The organism is Methanomassiliicoccales archaeon (assembly GCA_038740345.1).
Classification (GTDB): domain Archaea; phylum Thermoplasmatota; class Thermoplasmata; order Methanomassiliicoccales; family UBA472; genus JAJRAN01.
The window spans coordinates 151,252-171,592 of sequence record JAVYMA010000001.1 but is presented as its reverse complement, the minus strand read 5'-3'; the positions used below and the strand labels follow the sequence as shown (position 1 = coordinate 171,592).

Here is a 20,341-nt window from a genome sequence, read left to right as displayed (position 1 = left end):
AATTATTAAATGATTTTGATGAAGATTCTGTCGAAAAAGAAATGAGTAATATCGAGGCATGATAAATATCGCATCTTTTTTATAGTTGGTGAAATTTTTCGAAGTTTCGCGCTGCAATCATGCCCACTTACGGTCCGAGTTTGGTTCGGTGAGCTGACTATCCAGATTGTAGGAAGGCATTTGAATTCAAGGGTTAATAGAAAAGGGTAAATATGAACAGAATAATATTTCATTAGGTTGAAATTTATGGGGGAGAGAGGTTTGAGTAAAAAGGACGATACCCTGGTGGAGTTGCTGATAAACACCGGGATGCCAAAGAATGTGGCCAAAACATTAGCATTTTTGCGAAAGAAGGATGAGACAACCTCAGTGGAGATAGAAATATCGACAGCCTTGCGCCAGCCTGAGGTATCCATAGCTATGCAGGAGCTGCGTCGGCGCAAATGGGTCACAAAGCGCGATATAAAGAAGGAAGGAAAAGGACGACCAGTACATGCCTACAAGCTTGCCATACCTTTTGAAAAGATCGTTGAGGCATTGGAAAAGGAGGAAAGGAAGAGAATTGAGCGCATCGAGGCCAACATCGAAGCGCTCAAAAATGTGATTCAAAGTGAGCAGGCCTAGGCAAGTTGCTTCTAGACCGCACCTCCGTGCCTTTCTCTGAGGCTATCACCACTTTAGTCGCCAAATTCAGGAACAAGCCGCACTCTACCACACCAGGGATAAGGTGAATCTTAGCCTCTAACATTTTTGGATCATCTATACTCCGGAATTTGCACTCATAAATCAGATTACCATTGTCGGTGATGAAGGGGCGGTCCCCTCCTTTTAGAGCAGCTTTGCATCCTAAAGCCTCTAAGGCTTTAGCTGTTTTCCTGTGACCAAAAGGCACGACCTCCACAGGAAGAGGGGACTTGGTTCCCAGTACTTCCACCAGTTTTGAATCGTCAACGATAATAACCTCTTCAGTCGAAGCAAAGGCCACTACTTTTTCCCTCAGCAGAGCGCCACCCATGCCCTTGATCAGGTCCAAATTCGGATCCACCTCATCTGCTCCATCTATGGTGAGGTCTACTTTCTCCACCTCATCCAGCGAGACCAAAGGAATCCCTGCCTCCTTGGCCAGAGATTCCGTGGTGGTCGAGGTAGGAATGCCCACAATACTCAGCCCCTCTGCCACCCTCCTCCCTATCAACTCGATGGCGTGAGCCGCGGTGCTGCCGGTCCCTAAACCTATGATCATGCCGTCCTTGATCATCGATACTGCCTTCTCTGCCGCTGCCCTCTTCTTGTCCAAATGGCTCACCTCATCAGATTACGCTCTACAAGTTCTGCCAACCTCTCTAGGATGAAAGAATTCACTCTTTCCCCTAGCTCAGCGCTGGCCTCGGTGGTATCTCCTACCATGCCTTCGGGCATGCAGGTCTCAGGGTCAGGGACGATCATATATCCTTTATCGTAGAAGCGCCCTCTCGGTCGTTGCTTCCTGACCAGATCCGGGCGGATGGCCATTATCCTTGAGGTCTCGATCATGCCCCCATGTCCATCTGGCCACTCTCTATTCTCGCTCATGGGGAACATAGAAGCGATATCATAGTCACTAAGGACCATAACTTTCGCCCTTGAGCGGCGCACGAACTCCTCAGCCGCGTTTCTGATTGCTGCCATATGAAGCGTGCCTGCGTGACCGCTAACCAAGACCATCCGTGTAATGCCGTTCCTTTCTAATGACTCGAGTACATCCTTGGTCAAGGATCTCAAAGTATCATAGCTAATGGCAATAGTCCCTGGCATATTGCGCGTGGAGGAGTGATGGCCATAGCTTATGGTAGGGAATACGATTCCTCCTAATCTTTTAGCCAAGGCGTTGCATAGGGCCTCTGGCTGTAGACTATCTGTACCCAGAGGCAGATGAGGTCCATGTGCTTCCATGGCCCCAAACGGCATAAAGGCCACGGGTGACTTCTTAACTATGTCGGCGAACTCCGCGGCAGTAAGCTCCTCAGCGCGCATTCTTTTCCCTCCTTATCTTATCCAGGTCCAATAGTTCTGTGTTGCAGACAGGGCAGAGCCCCCTTTCCAATTGGTCTCTATGATAGCGTTCCATCAATTCTTTGCGCAGGGCCTCCAGCTTCTCCTTTTTAATAGTCTTATTGCATTTGGGGCAATACATCGTACCACCAACACGGTGATGCTGAGATAAAACACTAACCGGTCGCAACAAGCGACTTATATTCGCAGTGCTTACGATAGCATGATGAATCTGGCCGCGCTGTTCTCTGGAGGAAAAGACTCTACCTATGCCGCTTATCTCATGGAGCAAATGGGTCATCGAGTGAGTGTTTTGGTCAGCGTGGTGCCGGAAGATCCCTATTCCCTGGTATTCCATACCCCCAACCTGCACCTTCTACCACTTATGGCGGAAGCCATGGGTAAGAGTATGGTAACCGTTCATAGTGATGGAAGTGAGGAAGGGGATCTTGAGGCTCTAGCGCGTGCCCTCTCCCTCATAAAAGTGGATGGAGTGGTGACGGGTGCGGTGGCCTCCGATTATCAATGGGATCGCATAAACGGCGTGTGCCATAAGCTGGGACTAAGGACATTCTCTCCCCTTTGGCGCAAGGACCAAGGCCTCCTGATGCGCGAGATTATAGGCTCTGGGGTGAGGGCCATGGTGGTGGCGGTGATGGCGGAGGGCCTGGGAAAGGAATGGTTAGGAAGAATCCTAGACGAGAAAGCATTGGAAGACCTTGGGAGCTTGAAAAGGTCGAAAGGCGTCAGCCCCTCTGGGGAAGGAGGAGAGTATGAGAGCTTGGTTCTGGACTCCCCCCTTCACATCCATCCCCTGGTGGTTTCTGATTATAAGAGCCAGATCTCCAGGGATGGAGGAAGGATCCTGATAACTCATGTTGAATTAGGGGATAAGAAAGATGGTAACTCATCGTTTCAATGCCATGGATAGGGCACAGTTGAAGAATGAATTGCGGAAAAAGAAGCAGCCAGCAGAGGAGATAGTGGAACGTGCGTCCCCTACGCTAGATGAGGTCTGTGCCGATTTAGGTTGTGGCACAGGATATCTCAGCCTTCTTTTGGTCAGACGGTGCAAGGTAGTTTTGGCCGTGGACTCTCAACGACAGATGCTTGAAGATTTGATGTCCTCCGCGGACGAGCTTGATAAAACCCGATTGGTACCCATTCAGGCGGAGGCCACGAAGCTACCTTTAATCGGTGCGAGCCTAGACCGGGTGGTGGCGGTCAACATGTTCCATGAAGTGGAAGATAAGGGAGCTTTGGCTCAGGAGATCGAGAGAGTCCTACGACCTGGGGGGCGCTGCACCTTGGTGGACTTTCAGAAAAAGGAGACGAGCTTTGGCCCTCCCTTGCACGAGCGCATCGAGGAGTCGAAAATCCCTACATACTTTGTCAGCATGCGTGTCTATCGATTGTATAGTTTCGAAGAATACTATCATTATGAACTGGTGCGCCTCTGAGCCACCTCTGCTGCCACCTCAGTTGCGACCTTTAGGACAAGATCATAATCAGGCTCGAAGGAAGGATCGTCAGCGACCCAGATATAGCGTGCGCGCATCTGGTCGTCGATTATGAAAATAGCCCTGTTGGACCTTCCCTTCATGTACCCTTCCTCGCCGCAGAGTATGCCGAACTTCGCTGCGACCGTTCCATCGAAATCGCTGAGAAGGGGGAACTCCAATCTCATCTGCTCCTTCCAGGCAGCATTGGACATGGGACTATTGGTATCGCAAGCGCACAATCTAGCCCCCACTTTGACGAATTGGGGCATCATATCTCGGAAAGTGGACATCTCCACGGCGCACATCATTCCCCATACAGAGGGGAAGAAGATGATGACCAATGGCCCCTCCTTTACAGCTTGGCTAAGACGGTATGGTCGTCCTCTCTCATCTGGTAATTCGAAATCTGGCACGATGTCTCCTAGTCGCAGGGTGCTCGATTCCATGGCATCATCACATAAGACTTTCAAGGTTTTATGGTTTGTACCTCGTCTAATAGATTCATACAATTGTGGTGAGTCAGGAGTTTCATTATCAAGGAGGATATTAGAGAATAGGGAAATAGGTGCAAATCATCCCCCTTTAATGAATTCATATGTCGAAAATGAAAAAGGCGGCAGAAGCGGCAATAAGGGAAGTATTAGATGTCCAGCCTGGTGAAGAGGTATTGATAATTTCCAATTTCGATTGCGATGCTTTTACCATAGCCAGATTCATTTATGAGGCCGCGCTTGAGGCCAAGGCCAGAGCGACGTTCATGGTGCAGCCACGAAAGACGCAGTATGATGATGCCGAACGCATCGTTTTAGAGGCTATTAAATCCGAGCCGGATGTAATCGTAGCTATCACTGACCGAAAGGTAGGGAAGGACCCCTTCGGATTGAAGTTGGGTTATGTAGGAAGGGATGGGAAGCAGTACAATCACATCTATGATGCTGTCTTATGGGGAAACAGAAGGTGTAGAAGTTTCTGGTCTCCAGGCGTCACGGTGGACATGTTTGAGAGATGCGTCCCCGTGGATTATTCTACCATGAGGGCGCTGGCCTCAAAACTGAAAGATGTCCTGGACGATGGCAAGGAAATGCATGTGACTTCGCCTGCTGGCACAAACATATGCTTCTCTATTGAGGGCAGAAAGGGCCAAGTTGACGATGGCGACTTCCGATGGCCAGGAAAGGGAGGCAATCTCCCGTGCGGAGAGGCATATGTATCGCCACGGAACGGAACAGTGGAAGGCGTAATCGTATTCGATGGCACATTGGATCTCGTTCCAAATCCCATCATCCCTAAGGAACCAGTGAAAGTATTTCTGAAGGGTGGATTCATAACCCAAATCGAGGGTGGGAAAGAGGCAGAGATGCTGCTAAAGGTCATCGAACGGGGTGAAACCTTGGCCAGGGAGATGGGGAAGAAGGAAGAGGAGAGAAACGCTCGAGCCATAGGAGAGTTAGGCATAGGCATAAACCCGAAGGCTAAAATGACCTGCAACATGTTAGAAGACGAGAAAGTTTGGAGTACGGTACATTTCGCCATCGGTTCGAACTTGGATAATGATGCGCACGCATTGATTCATCAGGACTGCTTGGTTTTGAACCCCTCCTTATTTGTGGATGGCAGGCAGATAATGAAGGACGGAGAGATATTGATTTGATTGGCGGAGAAATGAAAGTTAAAAACGGATTCTTACATCGGATTCGTACTTAACCTTATAAATAAATTCTGAAATGGGGAAAGGATGTCGCTTAAAGGCAATCCGCAGACTCTCAGTCCATCAGAGGCTTTGGAGCGATACGCTTCCAACATAACCGGTCTCACTCAGGCTGAAGCGACAGAGCGGTTAGCCCGCTATGGGCCGAACTCATTGCGAGAAGAGAAACCATCACATCTTAAGCTTTTCTTGAGGCAATTCAAAAGCATTCTAGTTTACATCCTCATAGCTGCGGCGATTCTGACATTGCTGATCGGTGATTTCAAAGACACTATCATCATCGTCGGCCTCATACTATTCAATAGCCTTATCGGATTCTGGCAGGAGTTAAAGGCCGAGGCTTCCATACAAGCCCTGAAGAAGCTGACCGAGACAAGGACGAAAGTTCTCAGGGACGGAAAGGAGGTGGAGGTCCCCTCTACGGACCTCGTACCCGGTGATGTGATACTTCTTAGCGAAGGAGATCTGGTGAGCGCTGACGCTCGTCTACTGGAATCTTCTGGCTTGATGATAGATGAATCATCCATCACGGGTGAATCGGTACCGGTGTCCAAGCAGGTCGAAATCCTTCTTCCGGAAAAGGCCATGCCTTACGAGCTTACCAACTGCCTGATATCAGGAACAGTGGTGACCAGAGGTTCTGGAAAGGCGTTGGTTACAGCGACCGGTTCGGATACGTATATAGCAGGGTTGGCTGAAAAAGCCCAAGAAGCCAGTCCCGAAAGCCCATTGACCAAGGCGCTGGCAATATTCTCGCGCAGGTATGTAATTCTGATTTTGGTGTTAATTACCAGCCTTGGCGTTCTGGCCATAGCCCAAGGCCGTGATTTGGTGGATGTGGTCTACCTTTTAGTGGCACAACTGGTATCGGCTGTTCCAGAGGGTCTTCCTCTGGTCATCACTCTAGTCACGGTAATAGGTGCCATGGCCTTGAGCAAGAGAAAGACGCTCACCCGTTACCTTCCGGCCGTAGAGACTTTGGGTTCAGCCACGGTTATAGCTTCTGATAAAACTGGGACCATTACTGAGGGTCGTTTGACAGTTGCAGGTTCCTTTATCCTCGATGAACCTTTGTTGCGGCTGTGCGGGGCGCTATGCAACGATGCGAAGAATGGAAAGGGGGACAGTGTAGATGTGGCCATAGCCAATTGGTTCGGTGAGTCATACGAGGAGGAACGCATCCGAAACCCGCGCATCTGGTCTCACCCATTTGATGCCGATTTGCGAATGATGGCCACATGCAACGAAACTACCGAAGGTAAGAAACTCTTCGTGAAGGGGGCCTACGAGTCGCTGAAGGCGATAGCCACTAACCAGGCGGATTTCGCCGCTCTCGAAAAAGAACTAGACTCCCTGGCCGAGAAAGGCTTACGAGTTTTGGCATTCGGAGTGGGAGAGGGTGATGAGGAACCATCTTCATGGAAGGTAAGAATCGTGGGGTTGCTTGGCTTCCTGGACCCACCCAAAGAGGGAGTGCGGGAGGCGGTATTGACCGCAAAAAAGGCTGGTATGAGGGTGATAATGATCACTGGAGATCATCCTAAGACGGCCTTGGCCATAGCTCGCTCCGTGGGCATCTGGAGCGAGGGCGATGGTATGTTGACGGGCAAGGAGCTAGAGGGTCTGGATGATTCACAGCTGTGCGCCCGACTCCAAAACGTTACAGTGCTAGCTCGAGTCATACCTGAGCATAAATATCGCGTGGTGAAGGTGCTTCAATCATGTGGGGAAATCGTAGCCGTCACGGGCGATGGCGTGAATGACGTTCCGGCCCTACGCGCGGCCGATCTTGGCGTGGCCATGGGCTCAGGGACCGAAGCGGCCAAGTCGGCGGCAAAGATGATCATCACTGACAATAACCTCAACGTGATCGTTGAAGCCATTCGCATGGGAAGGATTATAGCTGATAACATACGCAAAGTCATCTATTATCTCCTCTCCACCAACATTAATCAAATAGTCCTCATCGCCCTCTCCCTTATGGCCAATTTGCCTTTGCCCTTGATTGCCATCCAGATATTGTGGATCAATCTGGTGACGGACGGCGTTCAGGATAAGACCTTCCCCTTCGCCAAGGAGGAGGGAGATGTGATGGCTAGAATGCCTCGGGACCCGCAGCACCAATTCTTTGACAGGGAGCAGATATTCCGCATTCTGTTCTTTGCTCTGGCCGTGGGTTGGCTCATCTTCGAGATGTATGAGTTACTACTTACACGCTATTCTAGGGAGCTAGCAATCACCATCGTATTCACCAGCCTGGTGGTGGCGCAATGGGTAAATGGAATACAGGCGCAGAAGGAGAAAGAGCCTTTCTTCGTCAACGTGCGTCGGAGCTTCACCATAAATCCCTACGTCTATATGGGCGTGGGGGTGGGCATGGTGCTACAGCTGGCGGCCGTATACCTGCTGAACGATTGGTTCTACACCGTACCTATGAATCTGGAGCACTGGCTGTATGTGCTGATGATAGCCGTAACTAGCTTTGTGGCTATAGAGGCGAGAAAGCTGGTGGAGTATTACCTCATGCGAAAGCCCCAGGACCGCAATGGGCCAATGCCATAGGATGGTGCTTTGCAAAAAGATATGATGAGTTATGATAGTTATGAAACAGAATGCGCGTAACCTTCGTTACCTTCGAGTACCCTCCTTTGATCATGGGAGGAGCTGGAGTTTATGCTGCTAATCTCACTAAAGAACTCGCCAAACTTGGACATGAGGTCAAGGTAATCACGTTTGGAGGCGAAAAATGCGATAATTCACATCCCACTGAGAAGGATGGGATTATAGTCGATAGGGTTCAAGGTAAAGCCTCTACTCTGCGCTGGATCGCCTTGGACCTAAAAATATCGAGAAAAATTGGTCATGCTCCCAGGTCCCAAAGGCCTGACGTGGTGCATCTGAATAGTTTGGGTTACATAGGTCTTAGGGATAAGTCCAAAGGACCTCCTTATGTGGCCACGGCGCATCACCTCGTGGGAGAGATTCCAAAAAGGGCAGGATTGAGGTTTTCCGATCGTATTATGGATTTCTTCGGGGAAAATGGCTTTCTGATTCCAGCGATGGAGCGGTTCGGAACCAGTTTCGTGGATAGAATCATTGCTGTTAGCCATAAGACGGCGCAAGGGCTTCAAACTCTATATAAAGTCGATTTTAGTAGGATAGATATCATCTGGAACGGTGTTAGCGAAGAAGTAATTCCTGTTGGCTTAATAGATCCTGAAGAAGCCCGCCGTCGATTAGGCCTCCCTGCAGGGAAGGTAATTCTATTCGTAGGCAGGGTGGACGATCCACGAAAATGCCTTGGTAATATAATTAAGGCTGCATCTGGCATCCCAGATACTTATGTGGTGGCAGTAGGGAGCGGTGATGGGCGAAGGGCTATGGAGCTTGCGAGAGAGCTTGGCATGGGGTCTAGAGTTAAATTCCTAGGAAGACTATGCCAGGAAGAACTTTGGTATGCTTATTTGGGTGCTGATGTGCATGTGTGTGCTTCCCAGCATGAGGGTTTCGGTCTCACCATAATCGAGGCCATGTGCGCCGGTTGTCCTGTGATTTCAACAGATGTGGGGATAGCACGGGAGCTATCTGAGAGACTTAGGGCAGTTGTGCCTGTTAATGACGTTCCAGCGCTCCGGAGCGCCATTATTTCCACGCTCTCGGCCTCTACTAGTATTCAGCAGGCAAAAACGGTACGAGTGCCTGAGGAGCTTAGTTGGAGAAGATGCGCCATGGAGACGGTTGAATGCTACAAAAAGTCTATTGAGGAGAAGAGCAGAACTCGTTACTGATGAGTAATAGAGAGAAGATCTTTGCCTTGCGATCGTTCTTGAAAGACACCATGAGGAAGGAATTCGACTTTTCCACTACCGACCAAAGCCGAGGATTGCCCCCACCGCCCATCCAGAAGCCATACGGTAAGGGTGCTATTTTGATCACTTTACCAGATCCTCACCGGTCAACGACTTTAGGCTTCATGTCCGTCAGGGAAGCGATATCGCGAAGAAGGAGTAGACGTGAATATAGCTCAGAACCTCTCCTGCTAGATGAGCTATCTTTCTTGCTATGGGCAACACAAGGAGTTAGGGAAATTAAGCGTGGACAGGTTTATCGAACTGTGCCCTCAGCAGGAAATCGCCACGCTCTCGAGACATACATTGCATCGACCAATGTATACGGGCTGAAGAAAGGCGTGTATCGATACTTGCCTTTAGATCACAAACTGGTCATGGAATTTGAAGAAGAAAGAATCGGAGAAAAATTGGCTCGAGCCATGTTGGGGCAGAGGTATCCTATGAACGCTGCTGCGACCTTCATTTGGGCAACCGTTCCTCAACGCATGGAGTGGCGCTATGGAGAGGTCTCTCACAAAGTGATCGCTTTGGATGCTGGTCACGTGTGCCAGAATTTGTATTTGGCTTGCGAAAGCCTAGGTTTAGGGACGGTGGCGGTTGCTGCTTATGATCAAGAAGCTATGGACGAGCTACTTAGATTGGATGGCATGGAAGAATTTGTCATATATCTTGCCCCAGTAGGCAGGGTTCATCCTTAGTGTCCTGATCTTTTCACTCATTGCCTAACAGGCCCGACTTCATCAATTCCTGGTACACTTTCTTTCCCTTTTCTGTAAGGATGTATCTCTTCCAAGTCTTCTTCGAAGGGGTAAGGCACTCTACCAATCCTTGTCCCTCAAGTTCATGAATAGCTCTACTTATGTTCTGAACTGAACGACCATAACGCTCCGCGATCTTTGCTGGCTTGACTATATCACTCCGGCTGATCTCCTTCATCACCAGGACTCTGCGGTCAACACCGAGCACCCATCTGACTAACTCTCTCAAAGCTATCTGGACCTCTTATGCATCTTAGTTAATAAAGAAATACGAAAGGATTCGATTTCAGTCATCATCTTCGCTTATCATCCTCTTGCATATTCCGAATAGCTTCTCGCTAGCATAAGATTCATGTTAATCACGTTCCCCGCGAACGAGGCGTACTCCTCAGGCACCATCGGTAAATTTTCGACTCCTTTGGGATCTTCCAAAATCTGCCCTATCTTCACAAAGCTATTAGGAGGGACTTCCACGTTATAAATGACGGCGCGATGCATGACAAAACATCTCTCCCCTAATTTGCTCTTGAATATGACGGTGCCGAACCCTACGAAGCTCTCTTCACCGATGGTGCAAGGGCCATGAACAATGCAACCATGCCCAAGAGTCGACCTTCTTCCAATTTCAGCCAGGCTACCGCTCAGAGCATGCACTATGCTTCCATCTTGTACATTGCATCCAGAACGTATGATTATGCTGGAGCCTGGTTCATCTGCTCTAAGGGTGGCATGAGGTGCAATGAAGACATCGTCCTCTATTACCACATTTCCCACGATCTCAGCTGAATCAGATATGTACGCCGTGCTCGCGATCTTTGGAAGTCCATTAGGGGTTCGTCTAATCATTGTACAAGCAACATCTTTCAACAATATGAAACATTATGAAAGATTATGCATAATTAGGAAAGATTATGCTAAATAAGACAAAAAGACACAGCAGCCGCTACGCTGCGGCACGTTTATCCCCTCTTGACATGTTATGATTTGACGGAGCTTCAATCTCGGCAATCTTCGAGATGAGGATTCTCTTTGAGCGCTCGAGCTAAAATCATCATCAAGAAGTTCTTTCAAGCCTTTTACCCATCGGACTGGATGCCAATCGAATTTTCGAGATAGATGAAAAAATTCTACAACATTCAAACAATCATTGAAAATCATAAGAAAATGGAAAAAGGGATGAAAGGGTTTAATCAGCCATTTCGTTTATTCTTCATCTTCTCCTCACGCCCTTCGCGCTGCAATCGTCCAGGCGCATACCATGCCCATTTCCCCATGAGGGACATTGCAGCTGGAACGATATAGGTCCTAACCACCATAGCGTCGATTAGAATGGCCACGGTAAGCGCGAATCCGAACATGACCAGCATAGTGTTGGTGGAGAGCATGAGCGAACCGAAGGCCCCTGCCATTATCAGGGCCAAGGCAGTTATGATCCCACCAGTCCAGTCCACAGCCTCGATAATGGCCTCGTTCTGCCCCTTCCCCTTATGCACCTCCTCACGTATGCGTGTCAGGATGAAGACGTTGTAATCCATACCTATGCCCATGAGCATGACGAATAAAACCAAGGGAACGATGAAGAGGATCGGCTCCCCTAGCCAGGTTCCGAAAACCAGATAGGTTAGGGCGAAGGACCAAGCTATGCTCATGGCTATCGATACGATGGCAAAAAGGGGTAGAAGGAGCGATCCTAGGACTATCATCAACACGATGAATATGCCGATGACTACGACCAACTCAATGGTCCTGAATTGCTCGTTTATACTGGTGCTGAGATCGTATAAGGATGCTGTGCTCCCACCCACCAGAATCATGGAATTGGCCAGAGCAGGCTCGCTGCTCTGCACTTCAGCGATTCTTTGTCTGAGCGAGTTTATGAAATTCACCGCCTCGGAGCTCTGAGGCTCAGGTTTTAGGATCACCGTCAGCAGGATGGTCTTATTGCTGCTTCCCACGCTGTTCAACATACTAGCCAAAATCATTTCCCTCTGCTCCTCTGGCATGGCTGAAATATTGCGGTAATCCACCACCGTGCCGAATGGACGCGTCACGCCTGTAACCTGCTGCACCATGGAGGTCTCAGAAGAGATAATGGTGGTAAGATTCTCGACCGCATCCAGGAAGGCTATGTCGAACTCTTCTCCATCATAGACTGGCTTATCGCTCACAATGACGATTTGGGTGGGCATGATTCTGCCGCTTCCAAAGTCTTCTGAGAGAGCGTTCATGCCATCGATGCTCTCCGCCTTCCCCATGGCTCCGATGAAATCGAAACTAGGCTCTGTGGTCAAGTATAAATATGTGGTTGGCACGGATAGAATTATGGCGATGGCGAAGACCACTTTGGCATTGTTGACTGCAAAGGTCGCGGCCTTGCGGAAGTAGTTGTGATTACCTGCTTTTCGTCTTTGCATTATCCTATCTGCATACCTCTTCCACCTCTCGCCCGTGTTGGGCCAGAAGATGCGATTCCCCACCAGCATCAAGAAAGCTGGGACAAGGGTCAAAGAAACCAGAAGAGCCACCAGGACAGCCATGCCTAATACAAGCCCCATGGTCCGAACATATTCGAAGGAAGCAAGCGCCATAGCGAAGAAAGCTATTATGACTGTGGCACCGGAGGTAGCTACCGATTCCCCCGCCCAGGTGATGGAGGTGTGGACTGCCTTCTCCCTGCTCGCTCCTTTGATTCTCTCCTCTCTATACCTTGTGACCATAAAGATGGAATAATCAGTCCCTACACCCATCAGGAGCGAGAATAGTATGGTGAGGACTGTGGAATCAATCGATGCCACGGTTGACCCTACCACGAACACTAATGCCTGGCTTACGCCCAGGGCCACAGCTACGGCACCGAGAGGCAGGAACTGCGCCACCACTGAGCGGAATAGTATTCCCATCAGGATTATGATGATAGCGATCGTTATCGGCTCTATGATGCTCACATCGCGAATAGAATTCGCCATCATATCCGCGGAGATCGCCGCCCCACCAGTAACGTAAGCGACCATGTTTTCCTTGCTCTCAACATTCACCTCTCTAATCAGACCCCGAATCACATCCACATTGGCGAACATTGGTCGGAAGCCGTCTTTTGTGACATAATCCGACGCGACGGAGAAAGAGAGGGTAATCAGCATGGTCCTGCTGTTAGGAGAAATCAGGCTAGCTAGATATTCTGTCGGAACTCTAACAGGATAACTGGATAGCGTACCAGAAGAGATAACACCTCGAACGTATTGACGCACGCTCTCGGCATCATAATAGGGTCCCAGAGCATAGACCTCTTCAAGGAAGGTGATATTGGAAATACCTGAGGCTTGAGCAATGATGCCAAGGCTGAAGGAGTGCAGTGCAGAAGGGTCGTTAAAGTTGGTAAGATTAAACCCGTTTAAAACAGCCATCATCGCTTCCTTTTCTATAGTGCTCAAGGGAAGTGCGCTTATGAATGGAGGCGCAGCCGTTTGCACACTTACAACAGTGCGCTCTCTCGGATTGCTTAGAAGATAAGGATTGGCTCCTGAGGCGTTCCACGCAGCAGCGAATGCCTGGTAGTATCCCATGGTAAGCTGCACTTGTGCCATATCGGCACCTTGCTGCTGCAGGAGGAGCATCAGCTGCATATTAGTCACATTGAATGCTTCCGAGTCTGACAGATAAAGAACCCAGTTCGACAGATGCAGGCCTGGAACTCCCCATAATAAAAATGCGGTGGCATTTACCTGATCCTCCGTGGGCCGCATCGTAGGTCCCAAGGCCATTATGGTCTGGGTCATGACCATCTCATTAATGGTGTATGGCGTGGTCATGCCCATGAAGTCATTGAGGTCTGGAGAGCTCAGGATTTTTTCTTGGAGAAGGAGAACATAATCCCTCGATCCCACATCTGTAACATCATCATCCTGAAGCACGATTATGATGGTCCCATTCGCTACTGTTTCTTGGAATTCGTGAGAGATTATTTCCGCAGCCCTTACAGATTCATACTCACCAGTCGTGACACCAGTGCTCTCATATGAAATAACCTCATTCACCTGAAGGATGGCTGGGACTGAGATTATGAGAACTACTAGCCATGCGATGAGAACCTTTTTGTAATTTTTAGTGATGAAATGGGCGAGCTTCTCGAAGACCATATCAAACTCTCCTAAATTTTTGGGGGGAATCACGCAGACATATTTAAGATATTATTGTTACTGCAGTAGGAACATGACCGCTCCCTTGGATAGCCTTATCAAACTGGGTTTCAGCGAGTATGAGGCCAAGGCCTATGTGGCCATCGTCTCAGTCACCGAAGGTGGTATTTCTGAGATTAGCCAGAAGAGCGGCATACCTCGCTCTCGGGTATATGATATAATGGAAAGATTGGCCTCGAAGGGGTTCGTGGAAGTGGGAGCTACAAAACCACTGCGCTATAGGGCCATCGACCCTGATAAAGTGATATCTCAGATAAGGCTCGATCTCATGAGGACATTGGAGGAGGCGGAAGCAGGTCTAAAGGAATTAAGATCCACGAACGAAAAGGCATCAATGCCTCTCTGGCTTTTGCAAGGCGAGGGAACGATCGATCAAGAGGTCGCTGAATTCATAGAAAGAGCCACTCCCACGCTTAGCCTCTTAGCCATGTCTAGAAGCTTATTGCTTAGGCACGCAAAAGCCATAGCTGACAGGTCCAAAGTAATAAGGGTGGACGTGCTCGTGTTCAACGACCCCGAGGTTTTTTTTGGAAAATTGGGGAGGGCGAATGTGATGAAGCTCCCTCAGGCAACGGCCACGTCTTTAGATTGGATTCTGAGCCCAGATCCGCAGATGGACCAAAAAGAGCAAAAGATAAGAAGTGAGTTAGTTTTGATCTCTGGTAACAATTCTCTCCTGGTCTACAGGGAAGATAAGGTTAGGAAAGCCATGCGAGTGGAAGGAACGATAATAGGTCGTTTTATATTCGCGTTTGCTGAGCGTGTGATACAGGATGCACAGTCAATGTGACTGGGGCCCTTAAAAGTTTTATTGGCAAAAGCTGAATAAGCTAATCCCTTGCAGGGACAAACCTAAAATGGCGAGCAATAAGGAATGAGTGGTGGGTCTGCCCGAATTTGAATCGGGGTCTCAGGCTCCCAAAGCCCGAAGGATGGACCAAGCTACCCCACAGACCCATGCCTAAGCATCCTACAAGCATCTCCAAGGACGCCGTGGCTCTCGGAAGATTATCCAACTCCTATATTATCGTTGCTCGAAGAAGAGTTAGCAAAGCTTTTCAAGATGCTTGGTCCTGCCCTGATGCGTGAGGAAGCTCCTGACGATCGTGCTCGTTATAATACTGGCCGCAGCATTGATTTTGGCTGGCATATTATTCATCGGATTTGGAACTTTTAAAGGCTTCAGGGAATCTGACCTGAGGGCCCCATTGTATTCGGAAATCGAGCGTTCGGAGGGACGACCCCCATCACCCCACACTATTGTGCGTCAGGAAACGGATTGGGGGATAGAATGGTCCATAGCTGATGTGTATTCTGGGTTCGGAGGAATATTATGGCTGAGTGTGAATAACGATGGGCCCAGAAGCATTTGGGTATATGGGGTGGCTTTCACCTGGACTGGGACATCTACCATATATGAAAGGGAAGCGGCCGTCCTCTGCCCCCCTGATGCCAAGACGGAAGTGGGTTTGGTAGCATTCGGAGTGCCAGTGAGCCCAGGGATTCATAGGTATGAGATTTGGCTGAGTGTCGCGGTAAAGCAATTGACGGGCGACGCTTGGTATGATTATGGAAGGTTGAAAGGAGGAACGCATGACATTGAGATAAAGGCGGCCGGACCCCCCTTAGAGTGGCAGACCTCAAGGAACCCAACTCGATATTATAACGAAGTGAACGCGCGCATCAGCGCATCTGACGTAGATGCGGTGGCTCGCTCCATCCGTTCTCAATATCCCGGTGAGTACAACATCCTCCAGGTCTGTCAAGCATATGAGTGGGTGAGGCGCAACATTGCCTATGAAGAGGAGACGGGAGATTATTGGCAAAGCGCAAAAGAGACTTTAGCTCGCAAAGCTGGTGACTGCGAAGACCATGCCATATTACTGGCCTCCATCATCCTTAATTTAGGAGGAAACGCTCGTGTGAATATAATAAAGGCGCACGCCTTCCCCACTGTATTCGTTGGAAGGAACGCTTCAGAAGTGGAGCGGATAGAAGATGCCATCGAGTCCTTTTACTATCTTCCCAAGGATGCGCTGCGCATAAATTACCTGATAGACGAATTTGGATATTGGATGGTCATCGATACCGTTGGTTATGCTTATGCAGGCGGTCTACCCGCCGAATCCAGGTACGCCATCTCAGAGAGCGGGGGCACCTGGACCTTCCAGTCCTCAGACTATCTCATTACCGTGGACGCCACAGGAGCCAGTGTTGGATTATTCGGGATTCTCTAATCCTTTCCTAGGATCTCCTTCACAGCCCGGCGGATAGCTTGCTCGGAGTTCATCCTGGGAGACCATCCCAAGGAGGATAACTTCTCTACTGAGAGTAGCATCTCCTTCACGTCTCCTATCCACCCGCGACCTCCTTTAACTCCCCCGCTCCAATGATAATCTACATCCTTGAGGCCCATTTCCTCCACCACTATATCCGCGATACCTTTCACGTTTATTCGGTCTCGCGAGCCTATGTTGAATATCTCTACCTGCTCCCTGGCCATCTCTGCGCCAACCACTATACCACTTATGCAATCTGAGATATGGATGTAAGACTTGTTTGTACCTGGCTCGGCGCCTAAAATATCCAGGAAATGGGGTTGCTCCCGCAGCTTGCGTATGAAATCATGCAGCACGTTATGCGTAGATCTCGGCCCCACGACATTCGCGAAGCGATATATTACCGCGCTCATATCGAAGGTGTGGCAATAGGAAGAGATGAGAGCTTCGCACGCTAGTTTGCTGGCTCCGTATATAGAGATGGGCACCAACGGCCCATAGTCCTCAGGCGTAGGGATGACTTTGGTCTCGCCGTAAACGGTGGAGGTGGAAGGGAATACGATGTCCTGCACATCGCCTCGGGCACATTCCTCTAGAAGGCGATAAGTGACCTCGATGTTTTGCTCAAAGTGAATGTGCGTATCGGAGGCTCCGATTCTCACATCTGGATTGGCGGCAAAGTGGCATACTGCCTCTACTCCGATGAGCAAAGGCTTTAGGTCCATGGTGAGAAGGTCCCCCTCCACGAATCGGAAGGAATCATTTTGGAGCGCATTTGCCATGAAAGCTCGCTTGCCAGCTGAGAAATTGTCCACACCCACGACCTCGTTCCCTAAGCGCAAAAGCTCCTCGGTCAGGTGAGAGCCGATGAAACCAGCGCATCCAGTTACCAAAATCTTCCTTCCTCTGAGCTTCATGCGGACTACCTCCTATGACTTCAAATGCTCGGCTAAGGACTTAATGGCTTTTCCCCGGTGCGACACTTCGTTCTTTTCTTCTAGAGGCATCTCAGCAAAGGTTCGCTCCTGACCCTCGGCTGCGAAGATGGGATCGAAGCCGAAGCCACCTGAGCCCCTCATTGTTTCTATGATGCGGCCACGACATACTCCTTTAACAATCAGATCTTCTCGACCTCTCATCGAACATCCTATGCAGCACTCGAATCTAGCTCTCCTGTCTTGCTCATCCTGCATGAGCTTGAGAACACCTTGGCATCCTAAGGTGCGGAGAACGTAAGAGGAATAGACTCCAGGGAAGCCGTTCAAGGCATCGATGAATAGCCCAGAGTCATCCAGCACAAAGTCGTTGATGCCTCGCTCCCGCAATTGCCGCAAACACTCTCGTACAACCTCCTCCAAAGTATCTGCTTGTATCTCAAAGACCTCTTGGGGGAGATGTACAACTTCATACCCCAAAGGTTGCAAGGCTGACTTGAACTCGCGTAGTTTACCCTGGTTGCCAGTTATCAAGTGAAGGCGCCTCATGTGTATCTTCCTCTGGACTCGATATCCTTCACTTTGGCCATTACATGCTTAGCCTCAGGATTGTGGAGAGAATAAGACCTCAGGATGGAATCGAAGAGATAGAAGCGCTCCGAATGCGCTGATTGGAAAGCCTCTTTCAGCAGGTGAAGATCAACTCCCAGATCTTCTAGTTCAGCGTTTCGTCCTCCTAGAGAGAAATCGATGAAATATATCCTGCCCTGTCGCAGTATCATGTTTGAAGTAGTGAGATCCCCATGCACTATTCTCGCTTTGTGCAGAAGGGCCACCAGTCTACCTACTTCTTCGCAGATTTTCTCAGCCTCGGTCACAGGCGCGTCCATCAGCACATCCTTGATCCTCAGCCCTTCGATCTCCTCCATAACCAACTCTGCCTTGGCTAGATCGATATCATATATTATCGGGGTGGGGACGCCGTGCCTCCTCGCTTCCACGATCAATCTGGCTTCGTTGCGCGTGCGCAAGCCGCGTAGCCTTTCATCGAGCATAGGATGGCGATAATTCTTGATGACACGGCTCTTAATTATCACCCTGCGGCCTTTCCATATGCCTCGCCTAATCTCCGCCTCCGCGCCCCGCCTTATTACATCCACATTCTCGGGAAACCGCTATGCGTAAATAATCTTTTCACACGCTCAGGGAGGATAGAAGAACGATCTAAGCTCTGTTTCTAAATCGGAACAACAGGAAGGTTGGAAGTCTTCTGGCAAGGCATCATGTACAGGGTTCAGCAGATAGCGATCATCCAGAAGTATTATTGCTGCCCGATCCTTCTCCGACCTGATGGCCCTTCCCGCTGCCTGAAGCATCTTCGCTATGGCAGGGTAGATCTGGGCATACAGTAAGGCTTTGTGCGGTGAGAAGCGTTTGCTGAGCCAACGTATCTTCGCGTCCAGCTCTCTTGAGGGAGGTGCCAAAGGTAGTCCCACTATCACAACTGCCGATAGCAAATTACTATGGAAGTCTACCCCTTCGGCGAAAGAACCTCCCAGGGATGCGAAGAGGGCTCTTTCTCCTTCTCGTCTCATCTCTTTCAACATGGCATCGCGTTCATTCTTTCCTAGGTTTCTAGAATCGGTTATAATGACCTTGGACATTGATGAAGAGCGAAGATGAAATAGGGTCGAGGACATGAAATCATAGGAAGGGAAGAAAACGGCCATGTTACCGGGCGTGTTTTGGGCTACTTGAACGATGCATCTAGCCACATTTTTATAGGTCTCCTCTCCCCTGTGGCGAAAGCGTGAAGAGATGCCGGGTAAGGCAATCAACTTTCTATTCTTCGAGGGAAAAGGGGATCGATATGTACGACAAGCGCATCTTTCTCCTATCCCGAGGATATCTGCAAACATTTCAGGAGGATGCAAAGTCCCACTCATGAAAATTGCAGTATGCACCTGCTCTAGAATAGGTGCAGATATGAGAGAAACATCTAGCAGCAGATGTTTGAGGGCTTGCTGGTTCTTGAAGAATCTATAGCTTCCATCTCCAAAAGCGGACCAACAGCTCAGGAATCCCATTAATTTCGTATGGCTCACAGCTTCTTCCCCTAGCTCTTCTTCGATCTCTGAGGCGAGACCGTGAGTGTCCGTTCCGCACCTCTCTTCGAGAGCCTCGTCAAGCTCCCAGCTTTTGATCTCTTCGCCCACTACTCTCCTTGCCAAGTGCCTGACTACATCCTGGAGTGCCAGAATGTCATCATGGAATCGCCGCATGTCGGCATCCTGCAAGGCTAAGTTCAAATCGTTCTCCCCCAAAGAGAAAGAATGAGACTCTGAGATTCTGTCAGGAAGGTTATGGGCCTCATCCACGATCAATATGGATTTCGAAAGAGTCCTGCCAGTTCTCCATAAGGCACCATTCCCTTGCAGCATAAAAGCCTGATTGTAATCTGCCACCACGCAATCAGCGCTCTGCAAAGCTTTTAGGCTAGCCAAATATGGACAAGTGCCCATGCGAAGACATAACCGTATCACTTCTTGCGTGTGTAGAGGAAAGGCCAGGATGCGCTGCACTGCTTCTTCTTCAAGATTGTTATGGAAGTAGCATTTCTGTCCTTGGAGACAGAGCATCCCATTCCTTTTCTTGGCAAGGCACATATCCTCTCGTGCAACGAGATCCACGACCAAGATTCGACGCTTCTTGTTTATGAGGCGCAAGGCCTCAATTGCGGCATGGTGCTGCGATTGCTTGGCAGTAAGGAAAAGAACGCAGCCCTGCTCTTCATACGACCTCTCCAGGGCAGCGGCGAGAGAGACTGCAGTCTTTCCCAGTCCTGTGGGTGCGTTGGCAAAGAGGTGAGTCCCTGAAGCGAGGCAGTTGCGCGCATCTTCCAGGAATTGGTTCTGGCTCGCCCTTGGCAGCTCGAAAGGAAAGAGGTCTGCATTTGACGGAAGAATGAGGTTTACCCGCTCGCTAGCTTCCATGCTAGACCGAGCTCAACCTGCAATGGAATACCTTCCTTTTACCTGCAAGCTTCCTGCGAAGGAACTTATCCTCAAACCCTGCTTACCC

At 49.5% G+C, this 20,341-nt stretch carries 20 protein-coding genes and 1 tRNA gene; 9 read left to right on the top strand and 12 right to left on the bottom strand.

Annotation, left to right across the window (positions count from 1 at the left end):
• Nucleotides 1-261: 261 nt before the first annotated feature.
• Entirely contained in the window at nt 262-624 is a 363-nt protein-coding gene (locus QW520_00830; GenBank protein MEM0448355.1) for an ArsR family transcriptional regulator, read from the top strand.
• On the opposite strand, the gene rpiA is transcribed toward QW520_00830, so the two are convergent.
• From rpiA to QW520_00815, 3 genes are read right to left on the bottom strand one after another with little or no spacing between them, the layout of a single operon-like run.
• Nucleotides 593-1,297, bottom strand: coding sequence for a ribose-5-phosphate isomerase RpiA (gene rpiA, locus QW520_00825; protein MEM0448354.1), 705 nt, complete (start codon nt 1,295-1,297; stop codon nt 593-595). The genes QW520_00830 and rpiA overlap by 32 nt on opposite strands.
• 5 nt (nt 1,298-1,302) lie before the next feature.
• The gene (locus tag QW520_00820) at nt 1,303-2,013 is read right to left on the bottom strand and encodes a creatininase family protein (GenBank protein MEM0448353.1); all 711 of its coding nucleotides are present in this window, start codon (nt 2,011-2,013) and stop codon (nt 1,303-1,305) included.
• Complete coding sequence (locus QW520_00815; GenBank protein MEM0448352.1) at nt 2,003-2,173, bottom strand: hypothetical protein; 171 nt, start codon at nt 2,171-2,173, stop codon at nt 2,003-2,005. Before QW520_00815 ends, QW520_00820 begins: the two co-directional genes overlap by 11 nt.
• 81 nt (nt 2,174-2,254) lie before the next feature.
• Between QW520_00815 and QW520_00810 the strand changes: the two genes are divergently transcribed.
• Together QW520_00810 and QW520_00805 are read left to right on the top strand one after the other, a co-directional pair.
• The gene (locus QW520_00810; protein ID MEM0448351.1) at nt 2,255-2,962 is read left to right on the top strand and encodes a diphthine--ammonia ligase; all 708 of its coding nucleotides are present in this window, start codon (nt 2,255-2,257) and stop codon (nt 2,960-2,962) included.
• The gene (locus QW520_00805; protein MEM0448350.1) at nt 2,931-3,491 is read left to right on the top strand and encodes a class I SAM-dependent methyltransferase; all 561 of its coding nucleotides are present in this window, start codon (nt 2,931-2,933) and stop codon (nt 3,489-3,491) included. The genes QW520_00810 and QW520_00805 overlap by 32 nt, the downstream gene beginning before the upstream one ends.
• On the opposite strand, the gene QW520_00800 is transcribed toward QW520_00805, so the two are convergent.
• Complete coding sequence (locus tag QW520_00800) at nt 3,470-3,979, bottom strand: redoxin domain-containing protein (GenBank protein MEM0448349.1); 510 nt, start codon at nt 3,977-3,979, stop codon at nt 3,470-3,472. The genes QW520_00805 and QW520_00800 overlap by 22 nt on opposite strands.
• Nucleotides 3,980-4,128: 149 nt before the next feature.
• Here QW520_00800 and QW520_00795 point away from each other — a divergent pair, with 149 nt between their 5' ends.
• The 4 genes from QW520_00795 (at nt 4,129) to QW520_00780 (ending at nt 9,790) form a co-directional block, all read left to right on the top strand.
• A complete protein-coding gene (locus QW520_00795) occupies nt 4,129-5,184 on the top strand; it encodes an aminopeptidase (protein MEM0448348.1) in 1,056 nt (351 codons plus the stop codon).
• 84 nt (nt 5,185-5,268) lie between these two features.
• On the top strand, nt 5,269-7,803 hold the full coding sequence (locus QW520_00790; GenBank protein MEM0448347.1) for a cation-transporting P-type ATPase: 2,535 nt from the start codon (nt 5,269-5,271) through the stop codon (nt 7,801-7,803).
• A gap of 50 nt (nt 7,804-7,853) precedes the next feature.
• Nucleotides 7,854-9,029 (top strand): glycosyltransferase family 4 protein, encoded by a 1,176-nt coding sequence (locus QW520_00785; protein ID MEM0448346.1) that lies wholly within the window; start codon nt 7,854-7,856, stop codon nt 9,027-9,029.
• A complete protein-coding gene (locus QW520_00780; GenBank protein MEM0448345.1) occupies nt 9,029-9,790 on the top strand; it encodes a SagB/ThcOx family dehydrogenase in 762 nt (253 codons plus the stop codon). The genes QW520_00785 and QW520_00780 overlap by 1 nt, the downstream gene beginning before the upstream one ends.
• Before the next feature lie 13 nt (nt 9,791-9,803).
• Here the strand turns inward: QW520_00780 and QW520_00775 are convergent, their stop codons facing one another.
• The 3 genes from QW520_00775 to QW520_00765 form a co-directional block, all read right to left on the bottom strand.
• Nucleotides 9,804-10,079, bottom strand: a complete 276-nt coding sequence (locus tag QW520_00775; GenBank protein MEM0448344.1) for a winged helix DNA-binding protein — start codon at nt 10,077-10,079, stop codon at nt 9,804-9,806.
• Between the two features lie 77 nt (nt 10,080-10,156).
• Nucleotides 10,157-10,696 carry a hypothetical protein gene (locus QW520_00770; protein ID MEM0448343.1) on the bottom strand — a complete coding sequence of 180 codons (540 nt, stop codon included), beginning with the start codon at nt 10,694-10,696 and terminating at the stop codon, nt 10,157-10,159.
• Between the two features lie 344 nt (nt 10,697-11,040).
• Nucleotides 11,041-13,986, bottom strand: a complete 2,946-nt coding sequence (locus QW520_00765) for an MMPL family transporter (GenBank protein ID MEM0448342.1) — start codon at nt 13,984-13,986, stop codon at nt 11,041-11,043.
• 73 nt (nt 13,987-14,059) lie between these two features.
• Between QW520_00765 and QW520_00760 the strand changes: the two genes are divergently transcribed.
• Nucleotides 14,060-14,836: a helix-turn-helix domain-containing protein gene (locus tag QW520_00760; protein MEM0448341.1), complete on the top strand. Its 777-nt coding sequence runs from the start codon at nt 14,060-14,062 to the stop codon at nt 14,834-14,836.
• Nucleotides 14,837-14,925: 89 nt separating this feature from the next.
• Here the strand turns inward: QW520_00760 and QW520_00755 are convergent.
• Nucleotides 14,926-15,003 (bottom strand) — tRNA-Pro (locus QW520_00755).
• 128 nt (nt 15,004-15,131) lie between these two features.
• Between QW520_00755 and QW520_00750 the strand changes: the two genes are divergently transcribed.
• Nucleotides 15,132-16,283 carry a transglutaminase domain-containing protein gene (locus tag QW520_00750; protein MEM0448340.1) on the top strand — a complete coding sequence of 384 codons (1,152 nt, stop codon included), beginning with the start codon at nt 15,132-15,134 and terminating at the stop codon, nt 16,281-16,283.
• Here QW520_00750 and QW520_00745 read toward each other — a convergent pair.
• The 4 genes from QW520_00745 to QW520_00730 are packed head-to-tail and all read right to left on the bottom strand — an operon-like array spanning nt 16,280 to nt 20,253.
• Complete coding sequence (locus QW520_00745) at nt 16,280-17,242, bottom strand: NAD-dependent epimerase/dehydratase family protein (GenBank protein ID MEM0448339.1); 963 nt, start codon at nt 17,240-17,242, stop codon at nt 16,280-16,282. The genes QW520_00750 and QW520_00745 overlap by 4 nt on opposite strands.
• A gap of 12 nt (nt 17,243-17,254) precedes the next feature.
• Entirely contained in the window at nt 17,255-17,809 is a 555-nt protein-coding gene (locus tag QW520_00740; GenBank protein MEM0448338.1) for an XTP/dITP diphosphatase, read from the bottom strand.
• Nucleotides 17,806-18,420 (bottom strand): KEOPS complex kinase/ATPase Bud32, encoded by a 615-nt coding sequence (locus QW520_00735; GenBank protein ID MEM0448337.1) that lies wholly within the window; start codon nt 18,418-18,420, stop codon nt 17,806-17,808. The genes QW520_00740 and QW520_00735 overlap by 4 nt, the downstream gene beginning before the upstream one ends.
• A gap of 42 nt (nt 18,421-18,462) precedes the next feature.
• Entirely contained in the window at nt 18,463-20,253 is a 1,791-nt protein-coding gene (locus QW520_00730) for an ATP-dependent DNA helicase (GenBank protein MEM0448336.1), read from the bottom strand.
• Between the last annotated feature and the right edge of the window lie 88 nt (nt 20,254-20,341).

What these genes read in the sequence shown, in the direction of transcription:
- QW520_00820 (MEM0448353.1), bottom strand. Translation starts at nt 2,013, where the DNA reads ATGCGCGCTGAGGAGCTTACTGCCGCGGAGTTCGCCGACATAGTTAAG.
- QW520_00815 (MEM0448352.1), bottom strand. Translation starts at nt 2,173, where the DNA reads ATGTATTGCCCCAAATGCAATAAGACTATTAAAAAGGAGAAGCTGGAG.
- QW520_00810 (MEM0448351.1), top strand. Translation starts at nt 2,255, where the DNA reads ATGATGAATCTGGCCGCGCTGTTCTCTGGAGGAAAAGACTCTACCTAT.
- QW520_00805 (MEM0448350.1), top strand. Translation starts at nt 2,931, where the DNA reads ATGGTAACTCATCGTTTCAATGCCATGGATAGGGCACAGTTGAAGAAT.
- QW520_00800 (MEM0448349.1), bottom strand. Translation starts at nt 3,979, where the DNA reads ATGGAATCGAGCACCCTGCGACTAGGAGACATCGTGCCAGATTTCGAA.
- QW520_00795 (MEM0448348.1), top strand. Translation starts at nt 4,129, where the DNA reads ATGTCGAAAATGAAAAAGGCGGCAGAAGCGGCAATAAGGGAAGTATTA.
- QW520_00790 (MEM0448347.1), top strand. Translation starts at nt 5,269, where the DNA reads ATGTCGCTTAAAGGCAATCCGCAGACTCTCAGTCCATCAGAGGCTTTG.
- QW520_00785 (MEM0448346.1), top strand. Translation starts at nt 7,854, where the DNA reads ATGCGCGTAACCTTCGTTACCTTCGAGTACCCTCCTTTGATCATGGGA.
- QW520_00780 (MEM0448345.1), top strand. Translation starts at nt 9,029, where the DNA reads ATGAGTAATAGAGAGAAGATCTTTGCCTTGCGATCGTTCTTGAAAGAC.
- QW520_00770 (MEM0448343.1), bottom strand. Translation starts at nt 10,696, where the DNA reads ATGATTAGACGAACCCCTAATGGACTTCCAAAGATCGCGAGCACGGCG.
- QW520_00765 (MEM0448342.1), bottom strand. Translation starts at nt 13,986, where the DNA reads ATGGTCTTCGAGAAGCTCGCCCATTTCATCACTAAAAATTACAAAAAG.
- QW520_00760 (MEM0448341.1), top strand. Translation starts at nt 14,060, where the DNA reads ATGACCGCTCCCTTGGATAGCCTTATCAAACTGGGTTTCAGCGAGTAT.
- QW520_00745 (MEM0448339.1), bottom strand. Translation starts at nt 17,242, where the DNA reads ATGAAGCTCAGAGGAAGGAAGATTTTGGTAACTGGATGCGCTGGTTTC.
- QW520_00740 (MEM0448338.1), bottom strand. Translation starts at nt 17,809, where the DNA reads ATGAGGCGCCTTCACTTGATAACTGGCAACCAGGGTAAACTACGCGAG.
- QW520_00730 (MEM0448336.1), bottom strand. Translation starts at nt 20,253, where the DNA reads ATGGAAGCTAGCGAGCGGGTAAACCTCATTCTTCCGTCAAATGCAGAC.